The organism is Microvirga arvi (assembly GCF_016892765.1).
Lineage (GTDB): Bacteria > Pseudomonadota > Alphaproteobacteria > Rhizobiales > Beijerinckiaceae > Microvirga > Microvirga arvi.
On the sequence record NZ_JAFEMD010000020.1, the window covers coordinates 1 to 21,627 of the forward strand.

The 21,627-nt window shown below is 63.0% G+C and carries 19 protein-coding genes; 9 read left to right on the plus strand and 10 right to left on the minus strand.

All coding sequences use genetic code 11. From position 1 onward, the window contains the following. Positions 1–150: 150 nt before the first annotated feature. Positions 151–531, minus strand: coding sequence for a DUF2267 domain-containing protein (locus tag ILT44_RS14095; RefSeq protein ID WP_204240231.1), 381 nt, complete (start codon positions 529–531; stop codon positions 151–153). A 120-nt stretch (positions 532–651) separates the two neighbouring features. Here ILT44_RS14095 and ILT44_RS14100 point away from each other — a divergent pair, with 120 nt between their 5' ends. The 3 genes from ILT44_RS14100 to ILT44_RS14110 all read left to right on the plus strand — a co-directional run bounded on the left by ILT44_RS14100 (position 652) and on the right by ILT44_RS14110 (position 4,142). Next, positions 652–2,190, plus strand: a complete 1,539-nt coding sequence (locus ILT44_RS14100) for a helicase HerA-like domain-containing protein (RefSeq protein WP_204240232.1) — start codon at positions 652–654, stop codon at positions 2,188–2,190. A gap of 139 nt (positions 2,191–2,329) precedes the next feature. Further along, positions 2,330–2,680, plus strand: coding sequence for a GNAT family N-acetyltransferase (locus ILT44_RS14105; RefSeq protein ID WP_204240233.1), 351 nt, complete (start codon positions 2,330–2,332; stop codon positions 2,678–2,680). A 79-nt stretch (positions 2,681–2,759) separates the two neighbouring features. After that, a complete protein-coding gene (locus tag ILT44_RS14110) occupies positions 2,760–4,142 on the plus strand; it encodes a M20/M25/M40 family metallo-hydrolase (RefSeq protein ID WP_204240234.1) in 1,383 nt (460 codons plus the stop codon). 113 nt (positions 4,143–4,255) lie between these two features. Here ILT44_RS14110 and ILT44_RS14115 read toward each other — a convergent pair whose 3' ends face one another. Further along, positions 4,256–4,933, minus strand: a complete 678-nt coding sequence (locus tag ILT44_RS14115; protein ID WP_239468233.1) for a haloacid dehalogenase type II — start codon at positions 4,931–4,933, stop codon at positions 4,256–4,258. Positions 4,934–5,093: 160 nt separating this feature from the next. On the opposite strand from ILT44_RS14115, the gene ILT44_RS14120 reads away from it, so the two are divergent. The 3 genes from ILT44_RS14120 (at position 5,094) to ILT44_RS14130 (ending at position 8,226) form a co-directional block, all read left to right on the plus strand. Beyond that, positions 5,094–5,978 (plus strand): branched-chain amino acid aminotransferase, encoded by an 885-nt coding sequence (locus ILT44_RS14120; protein WP_239468225.1) that lies wholly within the window; start codon positions 5,094–5,096, stop codon positions 5,976–5,978. 330 nt (positions 5,979–6,308) lie between these two features. Beyond that, positions 6,309–7,028 carry a DUF1194 domain-containing protein gene (locus ILT44_RS14125; protein WP_204240237.1) on the plus strand — a complete coding sequence of 240 codons (720 nt, stop codon included), beginning with the start codon at positions 6,309–6,311 and terminating at the stop codon, positions 7,026–7,028. A gap of 46 nt (positions 7,029–7,074) precedes the next feature. Next, entirely contained in the window at positions 7,075–8,226 is a 1,152-nt protein-coding gene (locus ILT44_RS14130) for an adenylate/guanylate cyclase domain-containing protein (protein ID WP_204240238.1), read from the plus strand. Positions 8,227–8,265: 39 nt separating this feature from the next. On the opposite strand, the gene ILT44_RS14135 is transcribed toward ILT44_RS14130, so the two are convergent. From ILT44_RS14135 to ILT44_RS14150, 4 genes are all read right to left on the minus strand, one after another. Further along, positions 8,266–8,778, minus strand: a complete 513-nt coding sequence (locus tag ILT44_RS14135) for a cupredoxin domain-containing protein (RefSeq protein ID WP_204240239.1) — start codon at positions 8,776–8,778, stop codon at positions 8,266–8,268. Further along, a complete protein-coding gene (locus ILT44_RS14140) occupies positions 8,778–9,197 on the minus strand; it encodes a DUF5602 domain-containing protein (protein ID WP_204240240.1) in 420 nt (139 codons plus the stop codon). The genes ILT44_RS14135 and ILT44_RS14140 overlap by 1 nt, the downstream gene beginning before the upstream one ends. Positions 9,198–9,388: 191 nt before the next feature. After that, positions 9,389–10,915: a murein biosynthesis integral membrane protein MurJ gene (gene murJ / locus ILT44_RS14145; RefSeq protein WP_204240241.1), complete on the minus strand. Its 1,527-nt coding sequence runs from the start codon at positions 10,913–10,915 to the stop codon at positions 9,389–9,391. A 3-nt stretch (positions 10,916–10,918) separates the two neighbouring features. Beyond that, positions 10,919–11,905, minus strand: coding sequence for a glycosyltransferase family 2 protein (locus ILT44_RS14150; RefSeq protein WP_204240242.1), 987 nt, complete (start codon positions 11,903–11,905; stop codon positions 10,919–10,921). Between the two features lie 96 nt (positions 11,906–12,001). Here ILT44_RS14150 and ILT44_RS14155 point away from each other — a divergent pair, with 96 nt between their 5' ends. Further along, positions 12,002–12,859 (plus strand): ChbG/HpnK family deacetylase, encoded by an 858-nt coding sequence (locus ILT44_RS14155; RefSeq protein WP_204240243.1) that lies wholly within the window; start codon positions 12,002–12,004, stop codon positions 12,857–12,859. A 112-nt stretch (positions 12,860–12,971) separates the two neighbouring features. Further along, positions 12,972–14,237: an adenylate/guanylate cyclase domain-containing protein gene (locus tag ILT44_RS14160; RefSeq protein ID WP_204240244.1), complete on the plus strand. Its 1,266-nt coding sequence runs from the start codon at positions 12,972–12,974 to the stop codon at positions 14,235–14,237. Positions 14,238–14,284: 47 nt separating this feature from the next. Here ILT44_RS14160 and ILT44_RS14165 read toward each other — a convergent pair whose 3' ends face one another. After that, positions 14,285–14,884 (minus strand): superoxide dismutase, encoded by a 600-nt coding sequence (locus tag ILT44_RS14165; protein WP_204240245.1) that lies wholly within the window; start codon positions 14,882–14,884, stop codon positions 14,285–14,287. 301 nt (positions 14,885–15,185) lie between these two features. On the opposite strand from ILT44_RS14165, the gene ILT44_RS14170 reads away from it, so the two are divergent. Continuing rightward, the gene (locus ILT44_RS14170) at positions 15,186–16,136 is read left to right on the plus strand and encodes a hypothetical protein (RefSeq protein WP_204240246.1); all 951 of its coding nucleotides are present in this window, start codon (positions 15,186–15,188) and stop codon (positions 16,134–16,136) included. Here the strand turns inward: ILT44_RS14170 and ILT44_RS14175 are convergent. From ILT44_RS14175 to ILT44_RS14185, 3 genes are all read right to left on the minus strand, one after another. Further along, on the minus strand, positions 16,129–16,683 hold the full coding sequence (locus ILT44_RS14175; protein ID WP_204240247.1) for a hydrolase: 555 nt from the start codon (positions 16,681–16,683) through the stop codon (positions 16,129–16,131). The genes ILT44_RS14170 and ILT44_RS14175 overlap by 8 nt on opposite strands. A 4-nt stretch (positions 16,684–16,687) precedes the next feature. Then, entirely contained in the window at positions 16,688–18,970 is a 2,283-nt protein-coding gene (locus ILT44_RS14180; RefSeq protein WP_204240248.1) for a PAS domain-containing protein, read from the minus strand. Between the two features lie 197 nt (positions 18,971–19,167). After that, the gene (locus tag ILT44_RS14185) at positions 19,168–21,279 is read right to left on the minus strand and encodes a S9 family peptidase (RefSeq protein ID WP_204240249.1); all 2,112 of its coding nucleotides are present in this window, start codon (positions 21,277–21,279) and stop codon (positions 19,168–19,170) included. Positions 21,280–21,627 lie beyond the last annotated feature (348 nt).

Here is a 21,627-nt window from a genome sequence, read left to right on the forward strand (position 1 = left end):
TGGTTATGGATCCCCGCCTGCGCGGGGATGACAGCGTCGAGGCTCAAGCGCCATCTTTGTCGAGCGATCCCGGATCGCCGTCAAAATATGCGACAAGGCAAACAAGAGAGATGATTCCACGTCAGTGGAAACAGCTCTAGCCATCGGCAATCAAACGAACTGCGAGAGCCCCGGAATCGAGCCGACGATGGGGCCCATCACGTCCTCGCCGGCCTTCTCGCGGCCATAGGCGAAGAGTTCCTTGCCGAGCGGCTGCATCTGGCCCATGGACACGCCGGCGCCCATGAGCTGACCGCCGAGCGCCATCACGCCGCCACCCATGGAGCCCACCATGCCCATGAGGCCGCCGCCCGCACCCGTCTTCGACTCTTCGATGGCGTCCTGGGCGCCGGGCAGGGCCGCGACGAGCTGGTTGACCTCGTTCTGCGGCCCCTCCTTCTGAAGATACCCGAGAATGATGCCGATGGCCTTGCGGGCAGTCGCCTGATCGAGACCTGTCTTCTGCGTCACGCGGGTGATGAGCTCTTCCATCTGATTCTCCTGAAATCGATCCGGGCGATAGTTTATATCTAAACCATTAAGTCAAGGATCCAAGGGTGGAAACTCGCAGCAACGCTTCTAAGATCCATTAGAGGATTCTGGAGAAACACGATGCTCGCGGACGGGAAGATCTTCATCGGCAAAAGCAGCAAGCCGGAATATCTGGATCTGAGGCTCGCCAACCGTCATGGCCTCGTGACCGGAGCCACGGGCACGGGCAAGACCGTCTCGTTGCAGGTGCTGGCGGAAGGCTTCTCCAATGCGGGCGTCCCGGTCTTTGCCGCGGACATCAAGGGCGATCTTTCCGGCATGGCGGCGCCCGGCAACGGCAAGGAGCCTCTCGTCCGGCGCGCCAAGGACATCGGCGTCGAATACGTGCCGGACAAATTCCCCGTCGTGTTCTGGGACCTGTTCGGCGAGCAGGGACACCGGGTGCGGGCGACGATCTCCGAGATGGGGCCGCTGCTGCTCTCGCGTCTGCTCGATCTCAACGACACGCAGGAGGGCGTGCTCAACATCGCGTTCCGCATCGCCGACGAGCAGGGGCTGCTGCTGCTCGATCTGAAGGATCTGCGGGCACTGCTGCAGCTCATCTCGGACAATGCCAGCGAGCTCACCACCACCTACGGCAACGTGTCGAAGGCGACCATCGGCACGATCCAGCGCCAGCTTCTCGTGCTCGAGAACCAACAGGGCGACGAATTCCTCGGCGAGCCGGCGCTGGACATCAAGGACCTGATGCGTAACGACCGCGACGGGCGCGGCATCGTCAACATCCTGGCGGCGGACAAGCTGATGAGCAATCCGCGCCTCTACGCCACGTTTCTCTTGTGGCTCATGTCGGAACTGTTCGAGGAACTGCCCGAGGTGGGCGATCTGGATCAGCCCAAGATGGTGTTCTTCTTCGACGAGGCGCATCTGCTCTTCAACGATGCGCCCAAGGCGCTCACCGACACCGTGGAGCGCGTGGTGCGCCTCATCCGCTCGAAGGGTGTCGGTGTCTATTTCATCACCCAGAACCCGATCGACATTCCCGAAAGCGTGCTGGCGCAGCTCGGCAACCGTGTCCAGCATGCACTGCGCGCTTATACTCCGCGCGAGCAGAAGGCGGTGCGGGCGGCCGCCCAGTCCTTCCGGGAGAATCCGGCCTTCGACACGGAGAAGGCGATCACCCAGCTCGGCGTCGGCGAGGCGTTGGTCTCGACGCTGGAGGGCAAGGGCGCGCCATCCATGGTGGAGCGCACGCTGATTGCGCCGCCCATGGCGCAGGTCGGGCCGATCGAGCTCAACGAGCGCCAGCAGATCATCGCGTCGAGCCCGATGAAGGGGAAATACGATCAGCCGGTCGATCCGGAATCCGCCTATGAGATGCTCGCCAAGCGCGCCGAGCAGGCGGCCGCCGAGACGAAGGCGGCGGAAGGAGGAGGCGGCATCCTCGACATGCTCGGCGGCCTCTTCGGCTCCGGTCCGCAGCGCAAGGGCTCGATGACGGTGACGCAGCGTGTGACGCGTGAGGTGACCCGCACCATCGTCAACCAGACGGTCGGCAACCTCGCCGCGGAGATCGGCAAATCCATCGGCGGCCGCCAGGGCAGCTCCATCGGCCGCGCCATCGTTCGAGGAACCTTGGGTGGGTTGTTGAGGCGGTGAATGTCGGCTTATATCATCCTTAGCATTGACGATGCAGGACATTCGGCTCGCACATTCTGAAGATCTTGCGGCTGTCGAAGCAATCGTTCGAGCCGCCTATACCCAGTATATTTCGCTCATCGGGCAAGAGCCTGGGCCAATGATGGACGACTATTCCGTCCTGATCGGAAAGCGGAGCGTCTATGTCCTCATCAACGCGAATCGACCCGTTGGAGTGCTTGTTCTTCTTCCAGAAGGCGAAGCCATGCTTCTCGACAATGTAGCCATCCACCCAGAGGTGCAGGGACGCGGGTACGGGCGTGCGCTGATCGGCTTTGCGGAGAGGCTCGCTGTCGAGCAAGGGTTCAGAGCCATTCGGCTTTATACGAATGAAGCCATGACCGGGAACATCGGTCTCTATGAGCGATTGGGATTTGTCGAGACCCATCGCGCCGAAGAGAAGGGGTTCCAGCGTGTCTATATGACGAAGCATCTGGCGCCCTTATCCTAAATCGAACCTCGTACTTGCGATTACCTGGGTGATGAGAGTACCTCTTGAGGCGGCTCCGTCCACAAGGCAGATGTTTCCCATGTCCCAGCTCGACCAAGTTCTGCAGCGTATCGATACCGACCTCGATTCATCCCTGGAACGGCTGTTCCAGTGGCTCAAGGTTCCCTCCATCTCCACCGATCCCGCCTACAAGGACCATTGCCGCACGGCCGGGCAGTGGCTGGTCGATGAGCTGAAGAGCATCGGGGTTGAGGCCTCCTTGCGCGAGACGGGCGGGCACCCGGCTGTGGTCGGCCACGCCAAGGGCGATGCAAAGCTGCATGTGCTCTTTTACGGGCATTACGACGTGCAGCCGGTCGATCCGCTGGAGCTGTGGGAACGCCCGCCCTTCGAGCCGCGCATGATCACGCTGCCGGACGGCCGCAAGGCCATCAGCGCCCGCGGCTCCTCGGACGACAAGGGGCAGGTGATGACCTTCGTCGAGGCCTGCCGCGCCTGGAAGGCCGAGACGGGCTCACTGCCCATCAACATCACCTTCCTGGTCGAGGGTGCCGAGGAGGACGGTTCCAAGTTCCTGCCCGAGTTCATCGCAGCCAACAAGGACGAGCTGAAGGCCGACGTGGCCCTCGTCTGCGACACCGGCATGTGGGACCAGAACACGCCTGGCATCACCTCATCCCTGCGCGGCATGGTCTACGAGGAGATCATCGTGCGCTGCGCCGACCGCGATCTGCATTCCGGCACCTTCGGCGGTGCGGCGCGCAATCCGATCCACGTGCTCTCCAAGATCATCGCGGCGATCCATGACGACACTGGCCGCATCACCATCAAGGACTTCTACGAGGGCGTGCATGAGACGCCGACTCAGGTGCTCGATCAGTGGAAGGGCCTGAACCTCACCGAGGAAGAGTTCCTCGGCCAGATCGGCTTGAAGCATTCCGCCGGCGAAAAGGGTCGCATGCTCATCGAGCAGATCCAGTCGCGTCCCACCTGCGACGTGAACGGCATCATCGGCGGCTATACGGGTGAGGGCACCAAGACGGTGATTGCAGCCGAAGCCCGCTGCAAGGTCTCCTTCCGCCTCGTGGGCGATCAGGATCCGGCCAAGATCTCTCAGAACTTCGAGGCCTTCGTGCGCGAGCGCATCCCTGCCGACTGCTCGGTGGAGTTCATTCATCACAAGGGCTCGCGAGCACTGGCTCTTCCGCACGACTTCCCGGCCATCACGGCGGCGAAGTCCGCCCTGCACGACGAGTGGAAGAAGGACCCGATCGTCATCGGCATGGGCGGCTCGATCCCGGTCGGCGGCGATTTCAAGCGCACGCTGGGGCTCGACACGCTCTTCGTCGGCTTCGGCCTCGACGACGACCGCATCCATTCGCCGAACGAGAAGTACGATCTCAAGAGCTTTCACAAGGGCACCCGTTCTTGGGCGCGGATTTTAGCCGCTTTGGCGAAGTAGAGCCGCTGTTCTTTCACGTTTCTCAACGTCATGCCCGCACTTGTTGCGGGCATCCACGTCTTCACACGGCGGAAGACGTGGATGGCCGGGACAAGCCCGGCCATGACGATGTGTTAAATCAACCCTTCGAGCGATGCAATGACCGCGCTGGGCGCAAGCTCGACGTACTCGTCGGGTAGGCCCAGCCGGTTCATCCAGATTGGCGTGAACCCGAACGCGGATGCTCCTGCGATGTCCCAGCGGTTGGAGGAGACGAACACGACTTCACTCGCATGAACGGATAAAGCCTGCAGCACGAGATCGTAGGTTTGCGGGCTCGTCTTGAAGATCCTTACGGCATCGACCGACAACACCGCATCAAGAGCATCGGCGAGCCCGGCCGAGCGTACGGCATCGTCCAGCATGCCGGGATCGCCGTTTGACAGGATGCCGGTGCGCAGGCCCTGAGCTCTCAAGGCGTGCAACGTCTCCCGAACGTCCGGATAGGCGTCGAGCGTGCGGTAGGCCTCCAGCAGGAGTGGCCTGACGGAGCGGTCGACATCCGGAAATCGTGCAAAGGCATAATCCAGCGCCTGCTCCGTCAAAGCCCAGAACGGCGCGTAGCGACCGGCGAGCGACAGCACCCAGGAATATTCCAGCTGCTTCGTGCGCCAGATTTCCGAGAAGCGGGCCGCATCCGGTCCGACCTGAGCCATATGGCGGCCAACCGCCGAATGCACGTCGAACAATGTTCCGTAAGCATCGAAGATGACGGCCTTGGCCTGGGCTGGGATGAGAGCGGAACCGGTCATGGCAGGCAGCATTTCACCCGAAGCGGGCGAAGGCAATCCGACCAATGATCAGCCCTCCTCATGAAATCCATCACAAGACTTTATGTGCCGCTCCGGATGAAGCGATTGACGGTTGCAGGCGCAGGCGTTTCGATAGGGCAGAACTTCTGACCAATGAAGGATGAGACACGTGGCTTGGTATTCGCAAACCTGGAACTGGTTCAACGGCGCTTGGCACGAGGGCAATCCCCCTCTGATCGGGCCACGCTCCCACGTGTCCTGGCTCGGCTCCTCCGTCTTCGATGGCGCTCGCGTGTTCGAAGGCGTCGCGCCCGATCTCGACCGGCACTGCGAGCGCGTGAACCGCTCGGCCCTCACCATCGGGCTCAAGCCCACCATGGAGCCACAGGCCATCATGGACCTCGTCTACGAGGGCGTGAAGAAGTTCGCGCCGGGCACGGCGCTCTATGTGAAACCGATGTATTGGGGCGAGGCAGAGGGCTTGGCCACCATCGCACCGGATCCGGAATCGACCCAGTTCTGCCTGTCCCTGTTCGAGGCGCCGATGCCGGTGCCGGGCGGGCTCTCGGTGATGAAGTCGAGCTTCCGCCGTCCCACGCTCGAATCCATGCCCACCGATTCGAAGGCCGGCGCCCTTTATCCGAACAACGCCCGCGTCATCCGCGAGGCGAAGGAGAAGGGTTTCGATAACGCGCTCGTCTGCGATGCGCTCGGCAACATCGCCGAGACGGGCACCTCCAACGTGTTCATGGCCAAGGACGGCGTGGTCCATACGCCGTATCCGAACGGCACGTTCCTCAATGGCATCACCCGCCAGCGCGTGATCCAGCTCCTGCGCGACGACGGCGTGCAGGTGGTCGAGAGCACCCTGCGCTACGAGGAATTCGCCGGCGCCGACGAGATCTTCATCTCGGGCAACTACTCCAAGGTGATGCCGGTGCTGCGGATCGACTCGCGCGATCTCCAGCCCGGCCCGTTCTATCGCCGCGCCCGCGAGCTCTACTGGGCCTTCGCTCACGCGAAGCCCCTCGGCAAGGCGGCTTGAGGACACCCTGTGAAGGCAGTCGGCGCAAGCTGATTGCATTGAAGCGCAACGGCTCCTACAGCCATACCTCTCCCCGGTGGGGAGAGGTCGAGCGCAGCGAGGGTGAGGGGGAGAGCGCTGTCCGGAGAGGACACTCACCCCTCACCCGCCGCGCTGACGCGCGTCGACCTCTCCCCCCGGGGAGGTGAAGAAGCGTCTCATCCTGGTAGGTGATCGCTCGCACCCGGCCTCAATCTGATCCTCAACGCATTTGTGATCATCGGGACAAGCAGTCTCTCCCGTTCCATGCCCTACATGGCTCCAGCATTGTGCCCCAAGCTGGAGCCCTCGATGCGGTTTGTCCTGAAAAGCCTCGTGGCCTTGAGCCTCCTCACAGCTCCGGCCTTGGCGGAATCGGTCGATCTGGAGCTGGTCTTCGCCGCCGACGGCTCGGGCTCCATCGACAATGACGAGTTGCGCCTCCAGCGGCAGGGCTGGGCGGATGCGCTGACCAGCGCGGATGTGCTCGCCGGCATCAAGGACGGGCCTATCGGCGCCATTGCGGTGGCCTTCATGGAATGGGGCGGACCGAACTCCCAAGTGCTCATCGTCGACTGGCACGTGATCCGCGATGGGGCGAGCGCAAAGGTCTTCAGCGACAAGCTCTTAAGCGCCCCGCGGGGCGCGACAGGCTACAATTCCATCTCCAATGCCATCGATTTCTCCGTGCGCCTCGTCGAGAGCAACACCCATGAGGGGACGCGCAAGGTCATCGACGTCTCGGGCGACGGTCCCAACATGAACGGTCGGTCCCTTGAGCAGGCGAGAGGAGACGCACTGGCCAAGGGCTTCACCATCAATGCGCTCGCCATCCGCCGCCCCGGCAGCGGCCGACCCGGTGGACCGGGCGGCATGTCGCTGGAAGACTATTATGGCCAGAGCGTCATCGGCGGCCCCGGTTCCTTCGTCGAGATCGCCGACGAGACCCGGCCGTTTGCGGTGGCCGCACGCCGCAAGCTCCTGACGGAGATCGCCGGCACGGGCGCAGCCACGCGCCACGCAAGCCGCTGAACCGGTCGCCTAAGGACATTCCGGCCCGGAATGCTAGACTGGGGTCATGACGAATCTCGAAGACTGGATCATCGATCAGGGCCTGCACGGATCCGATGTGGCTTCCCTGCTCTCAGGCGTTGCCGAGCGGCTGGTCGGGGAGGGCATTCCGCTGGTCCGGGCGTACATCGCCCTGCCGACTGTCAACCCGACGATCCGCGTCTATACCCATGTCTGGACCCGGTCCGCCGGAACCGTCGTGGAAGGGGTTTCCCACGAGCGCAATGATGATGCCTTCGAGGTAAGTCCCTTCGCCTACATGATGCGCACCGAGCAGGAGAGCTGCCATTGGCACCTTCACGGCCCGGATGCGGACAGGTTCAGCGTGTTCGAGGACGTGAGGCGCTTGGGCGGGACCGATTACCTGGCGCGTCTGTTCAGTTTCGGCAATGCCAGCGCTCCGGACCTGAGGGGCTTTGGGGCCTCCTTCTCCACCAGCCGCGCTGAGGGCTTCCTGCCGGAGGAGGTCGCCCGCATCGACGGGCTCCTGCCGCTCCTGGGCCTTGCAGCCTACCGCATGACCCTCTTCGATCTCACGGTCGCGATGCTCGATACCTATGTGGGATTCTCGGCCGGGCGGCGGGTGCTGAGCGGGGCGATCCGGCGCGGTTCCGGCACGACCATCGAGGCCGCCTTGCTCTTCGCCGATCTGAGGGGATTCACCACGCTCGCGGATACGGCGGGTCTCGATCTGATCGCCCGTCTCGACCGTCACCTGGAAGCGATGGCGGACCCGGTGGCGGAGCAGGGCGGCGAGGTGCTCAAGTTCCTGGGCGACGGCCTTCTGGCCGCCTTTCCGATCACCGAGGAGCGGTCGCACGAGAGCGCCTGCGCGGCGGCGATCCGAGCCGCGCAGATGGCGTTCGAGCGCAACGAGGCCGTCAACCGCCAACACGAGACGCCGCTGAGCCTCGACATCGCGCTCCATTGCGGCGATGTGTTCTACGGCAATATCGGCGCCGCCGGCCGCCTCGACTTCACGGTGATCGGGCCTGCGGTGAACGAGGCGAGCCGCATGGAGGCGCTGTGCAGCACCCTCGACTGCTCCGTCATCCTGTCGGAGAGGGTGGCTTCCGTGAGCCCCATTCCCGTCCGCTCCCTCGGCCCGCATCGCCTGCGCGGCATCGCTGCGGAGCGGGAGCTCTTTACCTTCGCCTGACACAGCATTGCTTGCTTAGATCCTGAGCACTTTCAGCACTCAGGCCGGGCGCACGATGCCCCGATTCATGATCTCGTCGATCGAGGGGAAGGCAAGGCGCGCCGCCTCCGGGATTTCCTGTGCGGCAGCCTCCTCAGAGTGCGTTTTGCCCGGCCGGCCGACGATGATCCGTCCGACCATCCCGGCATGCTCGTGCGGGGCGCAGAAGAAGTCGTAGACGCCTTCCACCGTAAGCGTGACCGAGAAGGTCTCGTTCGGCAGCAGGTAGTCCGAATTCCAGGGCTCGGCGCCCTCCGGAATGCGCAGCGGGTGCTCGAAGTTCTTCGGATGATAGGCCGTGGCCGTGTGGGAGTTCCCGGGATCCAGGTTGATCCAGCTGATGGTCTGGCCAGCCCTGATGCGCAGCCCTATGGGGTCGAACCACACATGCGAGCCGTCCGCCTTGCCCTGCATCCGGATCTCGACCGGATCGCTGGCCAAGGAGAGGCGGGGCAGCGCCAGACCGGCGAGGATCCCCCCGCCGATCCGGAAAACGTGCCTGCGCGAGATCATCACTTCCCCGCCACCCGCGTCTCGTCGGCCTTGGGCACATGCCAGAGCACGACGTGGGCATGGGGCTTCTCGACGCCCGGATGGCCGGCATTGAAGTAGACGTCCACATGGTCGACCTTGCCGCCGGGTGCTGCGAGATCGTCGAAGCGCTTGTCCTTGTTGGTGAGGTCTTCGACGGGCAGCATGTAGACGGTGCTGACGAGCCGTCCGTCGCGGTCATAGGCCAGGAAAGGTCCGGCCGGCAGGGTCTTGGGATCCACATAGAGCTGGCCAAGTCCCGGCAGGAAGTCGGGCAGCTTCACGAGCTCGCTGACCTTCTTGTAGGCCCCCGATGGCGGAGCCTTCTCAACCTGATCGGCGGCGAAGGCCGGCACGGCGAGCGCAATGATTCCGATCGCAGCAGCGACGCGAAAGAACATGATGTCATCCTCCCAATGAGCCGAGCCATGCCCGGCATATTCGATTGGATGGATCTTCGGACGGAAGGTTCCCGAGGAAATTCCAAAGTTGGAATTTGCTGGAGCTGTTTCCACTGACGTGGAATCATCTCTCTTGTTTGGCTTGCCGCATATTTTGACGGCGAACCGGATCCACTTCGCCGAAATAGGCTCTAGCGTCGCGACAGCCTGACCCCGAGCACCTTCAGCCCTGCCAGGAGCGCACCGCCGTAGATCACGGCGCCGGCGGCTCCGAGGATCGCGAGCTGAATCTCGCTCTGCCAAGCGGGGAGGCGGGCAGTCCATATCCCCAGGGGCACCGGCGCGAACCAGGCGAAGATCGTCAGCAGCAGGCTCGCCACGCCGACGGCCGCAGCAGTGCGGCCAAGCGTGCCGCTGGGGGCCATCCAGTCCCGGCGCATGGCGAGGAAGGCCAGGAGCCCGAGATTGACCCAGATGCCGATGGCGGTGGCGAGCGACAGGCCGACCACGCCATAGGGGCCCGTCAGCACGATCTTCAGCGCCACATTGACCGCCACCGCCGTGAGAGAGGCGATGAGGGGCGTCACGGTGTCGGAGCGGGAATAGAAGCTTGCCACCGCCGAGCGGATGAGCACGGCGGCGGGGAGACCGATGGCATAGGCTGCGAGCACGGCTCCGGAGCGCTGGGCCGCCGCCGCATCGAAGGCGCCGCGCTGAAACAGGGCCGACATGATGAGGTCGGGCATGGTGACGAAGGCCACGACAAAGGGAGCGGCCAGCGCCAGGGTCAGACCGACAGCCCGGTTCTGCGCGCCGTGAGCGCCGGTCTCGTCGCCGGCGGCGATGCGGCGGCTCATCTCGGGCAGCAGCACGGTGCCGGCCGCGATCCCGATCACGCCGAGCGGCAGCTGGTAGATGCGATCGGCATAGTAGAGCGAGGCCACGGCGCCGGTGGGCAGGAAGGAGGCGATGATCGTGTCGGCGAACATGGCAAGCTGTACGCCGGCCGAGCCGATCACCGCCGGCCCCAGAACCTTGAAGAAGTGCTTCATGGCCGGATCGAAGCGCGGTGCCTCGATGGTCGGCGCCACGCCGAGACGCCTGGCCGAGACCCAGACCAGCAGCAGTTCGAGAACGCCTGCCGCGGTCACGCCCCAGGCTGCGGCATAGCCGGCATTGGGGAACAGGAATGCCACGGCGAGGGCCGCCACGATGGAGACGTTGAGCAGCACGGGCGCCGCCGCGGCCGCGGCAAAGCGCTCGTGGGCATTGAGAATGCCTGAGAGGATCGTCACCAGGGTGACGAAGAGGAGATAGGGGAAGGTGATGCGGGTGAGCGTCACCGCCAGATCGAATTTCTGCGGCTCGTCCGAGAAGCCGGGGGCGAGCAGCGTCACCACCACCGGCATGGCGACCAGGGCTGCCGCCAGCAGGACGACCTGCACGATCAGCATGAGGGTGCTGATGCGGCTTGCAAACGAGCGGGCCGGAGTGGCGCCCTCCCGTTCGAGCACGCCCGCATAGGTCGGCAGGAAGGCGCTGTTGAAGGCGCCCTCGCTAAAGATGGCGCGGAAATGGTTCGGGATGCGGGAGGCGACCACGAAGGCATCGGCGATCGGCCCCACGCCCATGATGGCCGCCAGGACCACGTCGCGGATGAAGCCGGTGAGGCGCGAGACCAGCGTCCAGCCGCCGACGGAAAGGATTTTCCTGAACATCGATCAGGCCCGGCGCCGTCGGTCGGTGTCGGGAATGAGGTCGCTCGCGTCCTCCGCCGCGCCGCCAACCCGCTCGGCCACCACGTAGAGCGGGCGCCGCTTCACCTCGGCGAAGATTCGGCCGACATATTCGCCGACGATGCCGAGCGACATGAGCTGGATGCCGGAGAAGAACATGATCGAGACGATCAGGCTCGGGAAGCCGGGGAGGTCGGTGCCGAAGAGTAGGGTACGGATCATGAAATAGACGGCGGTGGCGATCGCCAGGAAGGAGATCAGGAAGCCGATATAGGTCCAGATCCGCAAAGGCACCGTCGAGAAGGCGGCGATGCCATCGAAGGCGAAGCGGAAGAGCTTCCTGAAGCTCCACTTGGTGGTGCCGAAGCGGCGCTCCTCCACCACGAAGGGCACGCCCGTGGCCTTGAAGCCGATCCAGGCATAGAGGCCCTTCGAGAAGCGCGCCTTCTCGCCGAGCGTCCTCAGGACCTCGACCCCTTTCCGGTCGATGAGCCGGAAATCGCCCGCGCCTTCGGGCAGGGGGATCTCGCCGAAGCGGGCGAAGAGCTTGTAGAAAAGCTGGGCGAAGCCGCGCTTGACCCGGGTTTCGTCCGTGCGGTCGGTGCGCTGGCCATAGACCATGAGGAAGCCCTCCCGCCAGCGTTCCACGAAGGCGTCGATCATCTCCGGCGGGTGCTGCAGGTCTGCGTCCATGATCACGACCCCGTCGCCGCGAACATGGTCGAGCCCCGCCGCGATGGCGATCTCCTTGCCGAAGTTGCGGCTGAACGAGATGGCGCCGATCCGCGGCTCGGTGCGGCTGATGCCCTTGATGATGTCAAGAGTGTCGTCCCGGCTGCCGTCGTCCACGAAGACCACCTCCCAGGCGGGGGTGATCCGGTCGAGGACCGGCAGCAGGCGCTCGCACAGGGGCGCGATATTGGCGCTCTCGTTGTGGACCGGGATGATGACGCTGAGCTTGGGCGACGCCACTGGATGAACCCTTGATTGTCGGGGCGCATCAAGAGCCGAGTTTGCAGCTTTGCTCAAGAGGATTAGGGTGCGGCAAAGCTGAATTTCAGGGCATATATGGGTTCCTTTCGTAACGTCATTCTCTGCGCCGACGATTTCGGCCTTGCCGACGGGGTCAGCCGGGGCATCGTCGAACTGGCGGCGATGGGCCGGCTCTCGGCCACGGGAGCGATGACCAACATGCCGGGCTGGCGCCGGGCCGCGGGGGATCTGAAGCCCCTTGAGGGCCGGATCGCCGTCGGGCTTCATCTCAACCTCACGACGGGATCGCCCCTGGGGCCCATGCCGCATCTCGCCGCGTCCGGCACCTTCCCTGCCTTGAAGGATATCCTGCTGAAAACCTTGAGGCGCCAGTTCCAGCCGGAGGAGATCGCCCAAGAGATTGCTCAAGAGATCGAACGTCAGCTCGATGCCTTCGAGGAGGCTCACGGCAAGCCGCCCGCCTTCGTCGATGGCCATCAGCACGTGCATGCGCTCCCGGGAATCAGATCGACCCTGATCCAGGTTCTGAAGGGCAGGGGCTATGCCGGGCGTCTCTGGCTGCGCGACCCTTCCGAACGGATCGCCGCGATCCTCAGCCGCCCCATCGGGCGCAGCAAGGCGCTGATCGTGAAATCCCTCAGCAGCGGCTTCGCCAGGACTGCCCACGCGGCAGGCTTTGCAACGAACCAGGGTTTCTCGGGCTTCGCCCCGCTCGACCTTTCGGTGCCGGCCGAGCGCGTATTCGGAGAGGCGTTCTCGAAGCTCGGGCCTCGCCCCGTCGTTATGTGCCACCCGGGCTATGTGGATGACGAGTTGCGCGCCTTGGATCCTGCCGTGGAGAGCCGTGCGGAGGAGTTGGAGTATCTGAAGTCCGATGCCTTCGGCAGGCTGCTGGAGGAGAGGGGACTAGCCCTCGTTCCTGACGCTGTGTGAGCCGGAAATTGCCAGGTGGGGACCGAGGCCTCAATTTCCCCCGAAATCCGGCAAAGAATGCGCAGCGGCGCGGGCATATCCGAGGGGCTGAGGGGGCCTAAGGAGCAGGCCGATGCAAGAGGCATCCTCCGTGAATGAGACTGAGCGGCTGGCGGCGCTTGCCCTTTACCAGGTGCTCGACACCCCGCCTGAATTTGCCTTCGATGCCGTCACCGAGCTTGCCGCGGAGATCTGCGGCTGTCCCGTCGCCATCGTCAGCGTGATGGATGAGCGGCGGCAATGGTTCAAGTCCAAGTATGGCCTGCCAAACGATTTCACCGAATGTCCCAGGGAAATCACCGTCTGCAATACGACGGTGTGCTCGAATGATCTCATCTACGTACCCGATCTGACCGCCAACGAGCGGTTCAAGAACCTGGGTGTCGTCAAGGATGAGCCGTATCTGCGCTTCTACTGCGGGATGCCGCTGATCTCTCGCGAGGGATACGGTCTTGGGACCCTGTGTGTCGTGGCCTTCGAGCCGCGGGAGTTGCGCCCGTCCCAGCGCGAGGCTGTCCGCCGCCTAGCGCAGCAGGCCATGGCCTTGCTTGAGCTGCGACGGCAGCTTCTGGAGCGCAACGTCCTGTTGAATGAACTCGCCCAGGCCAAGGCCTCGGCCGAGGAGGCGCGCGACCAATCCGAACGATTGCTCCGCAATATCCTGCCGGAGCAGGTGGCTCACGAACTGCAGCGCCATGGAAGGGTCGAGCCGCGCTTTCATGAAGCGACCACGATCCTCTTGGCGGATTTCAAGAAATTCACCCTGCTCACCGAAACTCTCGATCCCGCACGGCTGATCGATCAGCTCGATCAGAATTTCGGGCGTTTCGACGAGATCGCGGCCAACAACCGGCTCGAGACGATCAAAACCATCGGCGATGCCTACCTTTGCGCAGGCGGACTACCCGCGGCCAATCGCACGCACCCCATCGATGCCTGTCTCGCGGCCCTGCAGATGCAGGCCTATATCCGCAGCGCCAATCATCAGCGCGAAAAATTCCATCTTACGCCATGGGAGCTTCGCATCGGCATCAATTCAGGCCCAGCGATTGCCGGTATCGTGGGGCATCGCCGCTTTACGTATGACATCTGGGGCAACGCGGTGAATGTCACACAGCGGCTCGAGGAGGCATGCGAGCCAGGGCGGGTCAACATTTCCGCCAGTACCTTCCATCACGTTTCGCGCCTGTTCGAAGCCGAGGCTCGCGGATCGGTCGGCGTCAAACATATCGGGGCCATCGATATGTACTTCCTCAACCGGATTCGGCCCGAATTCAGTGCCGACCCTGATGGATGCACTCCCAACGCGGAGTTCTGGCGGGCAAGCGGCACGGGATGAAAGAAAGACGGGCCTCCCAAGGGGCCCGTCTGACGCTGGGGTATCGCTTATTTCGTCGCTTGCCCGAACATCTCCTCGACATGCTCCCAGTTCACGAGGTTGTCGAGGAAGGCCTTGACGTAGTCGGGACGGCGGTTGCGATAGTCGATGTAGTAGGAATGCTCCCACACGTCGCAGCCCAGGATCGGCTGGGCACCATGCACGAGCGGGTTCTCGCCGTTCGGGGTCTTCATGACCGTGATCTTGCCGTCCTTGACCGCAAGCCACGCCCAGCCCGAGCCGAACTGGCTGACGCCGGCCTGGATGAAGTCCTCCTTCATCTTGTCGACGGAGCCGAGATCCTCGACGATCTTCTTCTCGAGCCGGCCGGGCAGGGCGCCGCCGCCATTCGGTTTCATCCACATCCAGAAATGGATGTGGTTGTAATGTTGTCCCGCATTGTTGAAGAGGGCCTGGTTCTTGCCGTAGGAGCCCTTCACGACCTCCTCGACGCTCTTGCCTTCGAATTCCGTGCCTTTCAGCAGGTTGTTGCCGGTATTCACGTAAGCCGCATGATGCTTGTCGTGGTGAAATTCCAGGGTTTCCCGCGACATATAGGGCTGGAGAGCATCATAGGCATAAGGCAGTTCGGGCAGGGTGAACGACATCGGCGTCTCCTTTGGATTGAGCGACCCGGGACATCGAGCCCAAAAGTGTAAGGCACTTTTGGGCTCGATGTCCCTCCTATAGGTGGCGCACCGCCGATGCGGACCCAGAGGGCCGCGTCAGCGAAAACCGGGTCCACTTCTCCGCACGATGCGCTTGAGCGTTAGTTAAAGCGCGCAGCGTCCAAGAGCAACGGCAGAGCTGCGGACTTTTTTCTGCTCAAGCTTCCCAGGCCGTTGTCTTTTGCCTATAGAAGCATAGCTTTGCCTTGAAAGCCTTCGGTTTGCGTATAATGGAGATGGCATGATCATCGCTCTTCTAGCCCTCGCGTTTGCGATGATCGTTGGTGGATTGCTGGCTGCCTTCTTCGGATGGGATATCGTTCTGGTCGAGCGCGGCTGGACGATGGTGATTGCCGGCAGCATCAGCGCTGCAAGCGGAGCTCTCCTTCTCGGCATCGCGGCCGCTGTCTCCAAGCTTGCGCAGATCGAAAGTCGGCTTTCGATGCTGCGAGGCGGTTTTGCCGAGGATCAACGGGTCGAAATCCGCTCATCCGATGGAGATCTGGCCGGCGGCACAGGGCTCGCCGGCGGACTGGCGGCCGGCCAGGGGGCTGCTGCCGCTGCCGAGGATGAACGTCCGGATGAGAGCCAGCCGACCCTGCCGCTCTTCGAGGAGGGTGAGAGGCGCGAGCAGGATGAGACCACCGTGGCGATTGCGGAGTGGCCCGAGGGCCGGGATCCCGCGCCCGTCATTCCGTTCCCGCCTAGGACGGTGTCGGTCCATCCGGCGCACCGCGATGAGGAGGAGACCGATCTGAAGGTGCCGGACTTCCTCCTGGCCGACCGGCATCGTGACACCGATGATGAGATGCCCGTCACCGATGCGATGGTCGATTTCGAGGACCGGCAAGAGAAGGATCGTGAGCGCGAGTCCCGCGATCGCGATGAGGATGATCAGCACCTCGAGCCAGCTTCAGACCTCAAGCCCGAGCCGGAGCCCGCATCCGAACCCGAGCCTGCAGCGGACGATGACGACCGGGAGACCGCTCGCGAAGAAGAGGCATTGTCTGATGAGGTAGGCACGGCCACGATCATCGGAACCTATGATTCCGGCGACAACAAATATGTCATGTACTCGGACGGTTCGATCGAGGCTCAGACCCCGAGCGGTGTTTTCCGCTTCCAGTCCCTGGATGAACTGAAGGAATTCATCGCCGCAGGGGGCGAGGGCAACTCGTCCGCTTCTATTTGAACAGCGCAGACAGGGCACGGAACTCGTCCGTGCCCGCTCGTTCCATCCATTCGAATGCCGCCATCTCCGTCGTCACCCAGTGACAGCCGGCATGGAGCAGCCGCGCACAGGCGGCGCTCACGCTGTGAGGCGAACGGCTCGACACCGCATCCGCAACCACGAAGACCTCGAAGCCTGATTGCCTGAACTCCAGGGCACTCTGCATCACGCAGATATGTGCCTCGGCGCCGCAAACCACGAGCTGATCCCGACCGCCGCCCCGCAAGGTCGCAATCCGCTCCGCAACCGAAGGATCGCGCGCAGCGGAAAAGGTCGTCTTCGACAGCGTGGCGGCATCACCGGGAAGCGCCTCCAGCACCGCAGGCACGGTGGCGCCCAGACCTTTGGGGTATTGCTCCGTTACCGTCACAGGAATGCCGAGCCGCCCAGCGGCCTCCAATAGGATCGTCGCGTTGCGGATCAGGCCTTCACCCTCATGGATCACGGGCATCAGGCGGGCCTGAACATCGACCACGAGAAGGTGCGAACGGCTTGCTTTCATCAGCATGGCATCATCGATCCGGATTGAATATGGGCGGCGTGCCGGGAATGGGAAGCGTCATCGAAAAGCGCAAGCCTTCCTCGGGGAAATCCATGGACACATCCGCCTGCAGCTGCGTCGTCAGAACCCGCTGCAAGAGGCGCGAGCCGAAGCCCTGGCGCGTAGGCGCGCTCACCCTGGGGCCGCCTTTCTCGATCCAGGAGAAGTGTAGGATCGGCCGTTCCTCTTCCGGCTTGACATCCCAGCGCACCTCCACCTGGCCGCCGAAGGTGGAGAGTGCCCCGTGCTTCGCCGCATTGGTGGTGAGCTCGTGAATGGCCATGCCGATGGGCACGGCCGCTTCCGAGGGCAGCTCCACATGCGGACCTTCGATGACGACACGGTTTCGCGCCTCGTCCTCATAAGGGCCGAGCTCGGTCTGGACGAGGTCCTCCAGCGCAGCCTTCTGCCAGAGGTCTTCCGTGAGCAGGTTGTGGGTGCGGGCGAGCGAGACGATGCGGCCGACAAAGCCCTGGTAGAACTCGTCGATGCTGGAGGCGGTGCGGGCTGTGGAGCCGACGATGGCCTGGACGGTGGCCAGCGTGTTCTTGACCCGGTGGTGCAGTTCCCGGATCAGCAGCTGCTGCCGCTCCTCCGCTTGCTTGCTTTCCGTGATGTTTTGAAGAATGCCGTTGGAGATGATCGTTCCGTTTTCCAGCATGGATCGCTGTCCGTGCGAAGAAACCCAGATCATGGCATCATCGTTGAAACGCCGCATCCGATACTGGACGTTGTAAGGAAGCCCAGTCTCCAACGCAATTTTTCTGGCTTCCATGCCACGGGGCAGGTCGGCCGGGTGGGTCCGCTGCCGAATTTCCTCCGGCGTGATCCGGGTTCCGTAGGGAACTCCAATGATGCCGGCTGCCTGGTCTGATAATTGAATGAGGTTTGTTACCGAATCCCAGCTCCAATTGCCCATTCTCGCAGCCTGCAATGCGAGGCGGAGCTGTTCGTCGCTCTTACGGAGGGCGTCTTCAGTCTCTTTGAGATCGTGGATGTCGACGCTGGTGCCGACCCAACCCTTGAACTCTCCGGTCGGCGAATGGATGGGGGCACCTTGAATCAGGTGCCAGCGATAAACGCCCTCATGTGATCGGTAGCGTGCCTCTGTCGTGTAGGGAGTATGGTGGGTGACGACCGGCACCAGCTCTTCCTGCATCCGGGCCATGTCGTCGGGATGGATGGCGCTCATCCAGCTGTGGCCGAGCGCTTCTTCCGGAGACAGACCTGAATATCTGACCCACCGCTCGTTCGTATAGATCAGCTCGGTCCTCGGGTTTAAAATCCACACAAGTGCAGGAAGAGACTCGGCGATCAGACGGAAGCGGGCGTCGGTCTCGCGCAGGCTGATTTCGGCACGCGCCTTCTCCACGGCCGTCCAGGTGCGCTCGGCCACATCTTCCGCCATGGCGAGATCATCAGTGGACCAGACCCTCGGATCAGCCGAGTGCATGTAGAGTATGGCTGTTAGCGTTTGATCCTTCAGCAGGGGGACAGCAAGAGCCGAGCGTGCATTGATGGTGCTGTAGGCTGCCTGAACGTTTGGGTTGTCAGCACGAGGATCTTTCCTGATGTCTTCAACGAAGATGGGACGTCCTTGCCTGAGCTCGGCCATCATCGTGGGAAGGAAGTCATAGAGGCGATAAGCCCGGCCCTCGTTGCTGATGACACCTCTCGACCATTCCCGCTCGACCAGGATGATCCCGCGTGTTTCATCGACCTCGCCGTAACCGGCGCAATCAACCTTCAGGAACTGACCCAGGCTCTGTGCCGTGGCTTCCATGATCGCATCAGGATCGTCAAGGCTGCGTAACTGATCATTGAGGCCTAGCAGGAACTCCTGGCGGCGCTGGGCGCGCTGAACCTCCTCCTTGATCTTTTCACGCTCGGTGATGTCCTGCACGATTCCGAAATGACGGACGAGCTTGCCATTCTCGTAGACGTGTCCACCCTTTACAAGGATGCGCGTTATGCGTCCGTCAGGCTTGATGATCCTATGATCGATGTTGAGCTGGGTGTTGGTTCTCGCGGCAAAGGTGATGGCCTGCCTGACCCGTTCCACGTCGGCAGGATGGAAGATCCGCTCCAGCTCTTCGAAGGTCGGCTCCGCATCAGGTGGAAGACCGAGGGTTGCCAGGAAAGTTGCGGTGCCTGTCATTTGGTCGGTTTCGAGGTTGCGTTCCCAAGCACTCAACCTACCCATCTCAAGTGCGGCCTGAAGCTTGCCGTTGGCCACGTGGAGCGCAGTTTCCAACTCACGAATGCGGAGCTCCAATGCGGCGCCGCGCCGCTTGTCGTCCCCTGCGGGGGCGGCAGCATCCCTGATCCTTCTTGAATTCCCGTGCTCAGTCATAGACGCGTACTCTCAGGCGATCGTGAATGCGCCTGTGCGCCCACTCCGCCGCCGTCCAATTCATGAAATCCCGTTATAATAGATCATAGGGCTTCGCGTCAGCCCTGAAACCCCCCGATACATCTGAGCGCGAAGGTATAGGCGAGGCCGACTTCCTCGAGCCGGTCGAAACGGCCGGCCGCGCCGGCGTGTCCGGCCTCCATGTTGAGCTTGAACAGGATCGGGCCGCCCCCGGTCATAGTGGCCCGGAGCCTCGCCACCCACTTTGCCGGCTCCCAATAGGTGACCCGCGGGTCGGTGAGACCGGCGAGCGCCAGGATGGCCGGATAGGCCTGCGGCTTCACGTTGTCATAGGGCGAGTAGGACAGGATGGTGCGGAAGGCGGCTTCGTCCGCGCGTGGGTTGCCCCATTCGGGCCATTCCGGCGGGGTGAGGGGCAATTCGCCGTCGAGCATGGTGTTGAGGACGTCGACGAACGGAACCTCGGCGATGATGCCGGCGAAGAGGTCCGGTGCCAGATTGGCCACCGCGCCCATGAGCATGCCGCCTGCGCTGCCGCCATGGGCGACGATCCGGCCGCGTGAAGTATAGCCGGCCTGGATGAGCACCTCGCCGCAGGCGATGAAATCCGTGAAGGTGTTCGTCTTCTTCTCGCGCTTGCCGTCCATGTACCAGCGCCAGCCCTTCTCCGTGCCGCCGCGGATATGGGCGATGGCATAGACGAAGCCCCGGTCCACCAGAGAGAGGATCCCGGTGCGGAAGCCCGCCGGCATGGATATGCCATAGGAGCCATAGCCGTAGAGGAGGCAGGGTGCCGACCCGTCGAGCGCGACCTCGCGCCGATGGACCAGCGAGATCGGAACCCGCTCGCCGTCGGGAGCGGTAGCGAACAGCCGGCGGGTTACATAATCGGCCGGGTTATGGCCGCTCGGCACTTCCTGCCGCTTGCGCAGCGTCCGCTTCCCGGTGCGCAGGTCGTAATCGATCACCTCGCTCGGCGTGGTCATCGACGAGTAGTGGTAGCGGATCGTGTCCGTGTCGAACTCGTAGCCGGCCGAGAAGCCCAGCGAATAGGCCTCCTCGTCGAAGGCCACGCTCTCTTCGCGGCCCGTTGCGAATTCCCTCAGCACGATGCGCGGGTTGGCATTCTCGCGCTCGAGCCGGACGAGATAGCGGGCGAGCGCAACATGGGAGAGAATCATCGTGCCGGGGCGGTAGGGCACCAGATCCCGCCAATGGCTTCGCCCCGGCGTCGCGACGGGAGCGGTCACGATCTTGAAGTCCTCGGATCCGTCCGCATTGGTGAGGATGATCAGATCGCCGCCGTGATGCTCCACGTCGTACTTGAGGTGGGGCGTGCGCGCCTCGACGAGGCGCGGAGCGGCCGATGCATCGGCCCGGTCGAGCAGCCAGATCTCGGAGGTTTCGTGGTCGCTTGCTTCAATGAGCACGAAGGCGTCCGACTGCGTGACGCCGAGCTTCACGAAGAACCCGGGATCCTTCTCCTCGTAAACGACCTGATCCTGTTCGGGGCCGGTGCCGAGGGTATGGCGCTTGACCCGGACCGGACGGTGGTTCTCGTCGAGCTCCACATAGTAGAAGCCCGAGGAGTCGTTGAGCCACACGGCGCCGCCGGAGGTATGGGCGACCTCGTCCGGCAGATCGGCGCCGCTTGCAAGGTCGCGTACACGGATCGTGAAGTATTCCGAACCCTTGACGTCGGCGCCCCAAGCCAGGAGCCGGTGGTCGGGAGAGTGATCCGCTCCGCCCAGATCGAAGAAGGGATGGCCTTCGGCCTCCTTGTCGCCGTCGAGCATGATGGTCTCCGGCCCGCCCTCACGGGGCTCGCGGCAGACGAGGGGGTGCTGTCCGCCCTCGCGATAGCGGGTGAAATAGGCGAAGGGGCCATCCGGCTCGGGAACGGTGGAATCATCCTCCTTGATGCGGCCGCGCATTTCCGCCACGAGGCGGGCCTGGAACTCCTCCGTACCAGTAAAGGCTGCGCCCGCGTACCTATTATCCTGCTCCAGGCAGGACCGAATCTCCGAATCGAGAGCCGCCGGATCCTTGAGAACCTCCTTCCAGTTCTCTGCCTTCAGCCAGGCATAATCATCCCGGACCTGGACACCATGCACCTCGAAAACATGCGGTTTGGCCGGCGTGGACGGTGCGGCAGGCAAAGGATGAGAGGCGAAGCGTTCGGGTTTCATCAAAGGATCCGGTGAGAACGACGGGCAGGGATTATGCACAGATAACTCTGATTTCCCACGGGAGGTCCGTAGACGTGGCGATGGGCGCCTGAAAGCTCTGCTTAACTGCCTTATTAGTTACTTCTTCAGGCGCAAAGGATGAAATTCATGCGAACGATGCCTTAACCTATGGATATAGACATTAACTTTTGCACGCAGGTTTATTGCACAGTGTAAGATGATACGAAGTTTTCCAAAGTTTTCCTTTTGAACATCTTGCAATATGCCTGAATTTGCCATACTTGGACGAGCGAGCACGATTTCTGTGCAATTACGGTGCGGCTCTAGGAAGAGGCAAGCATTGCTTCA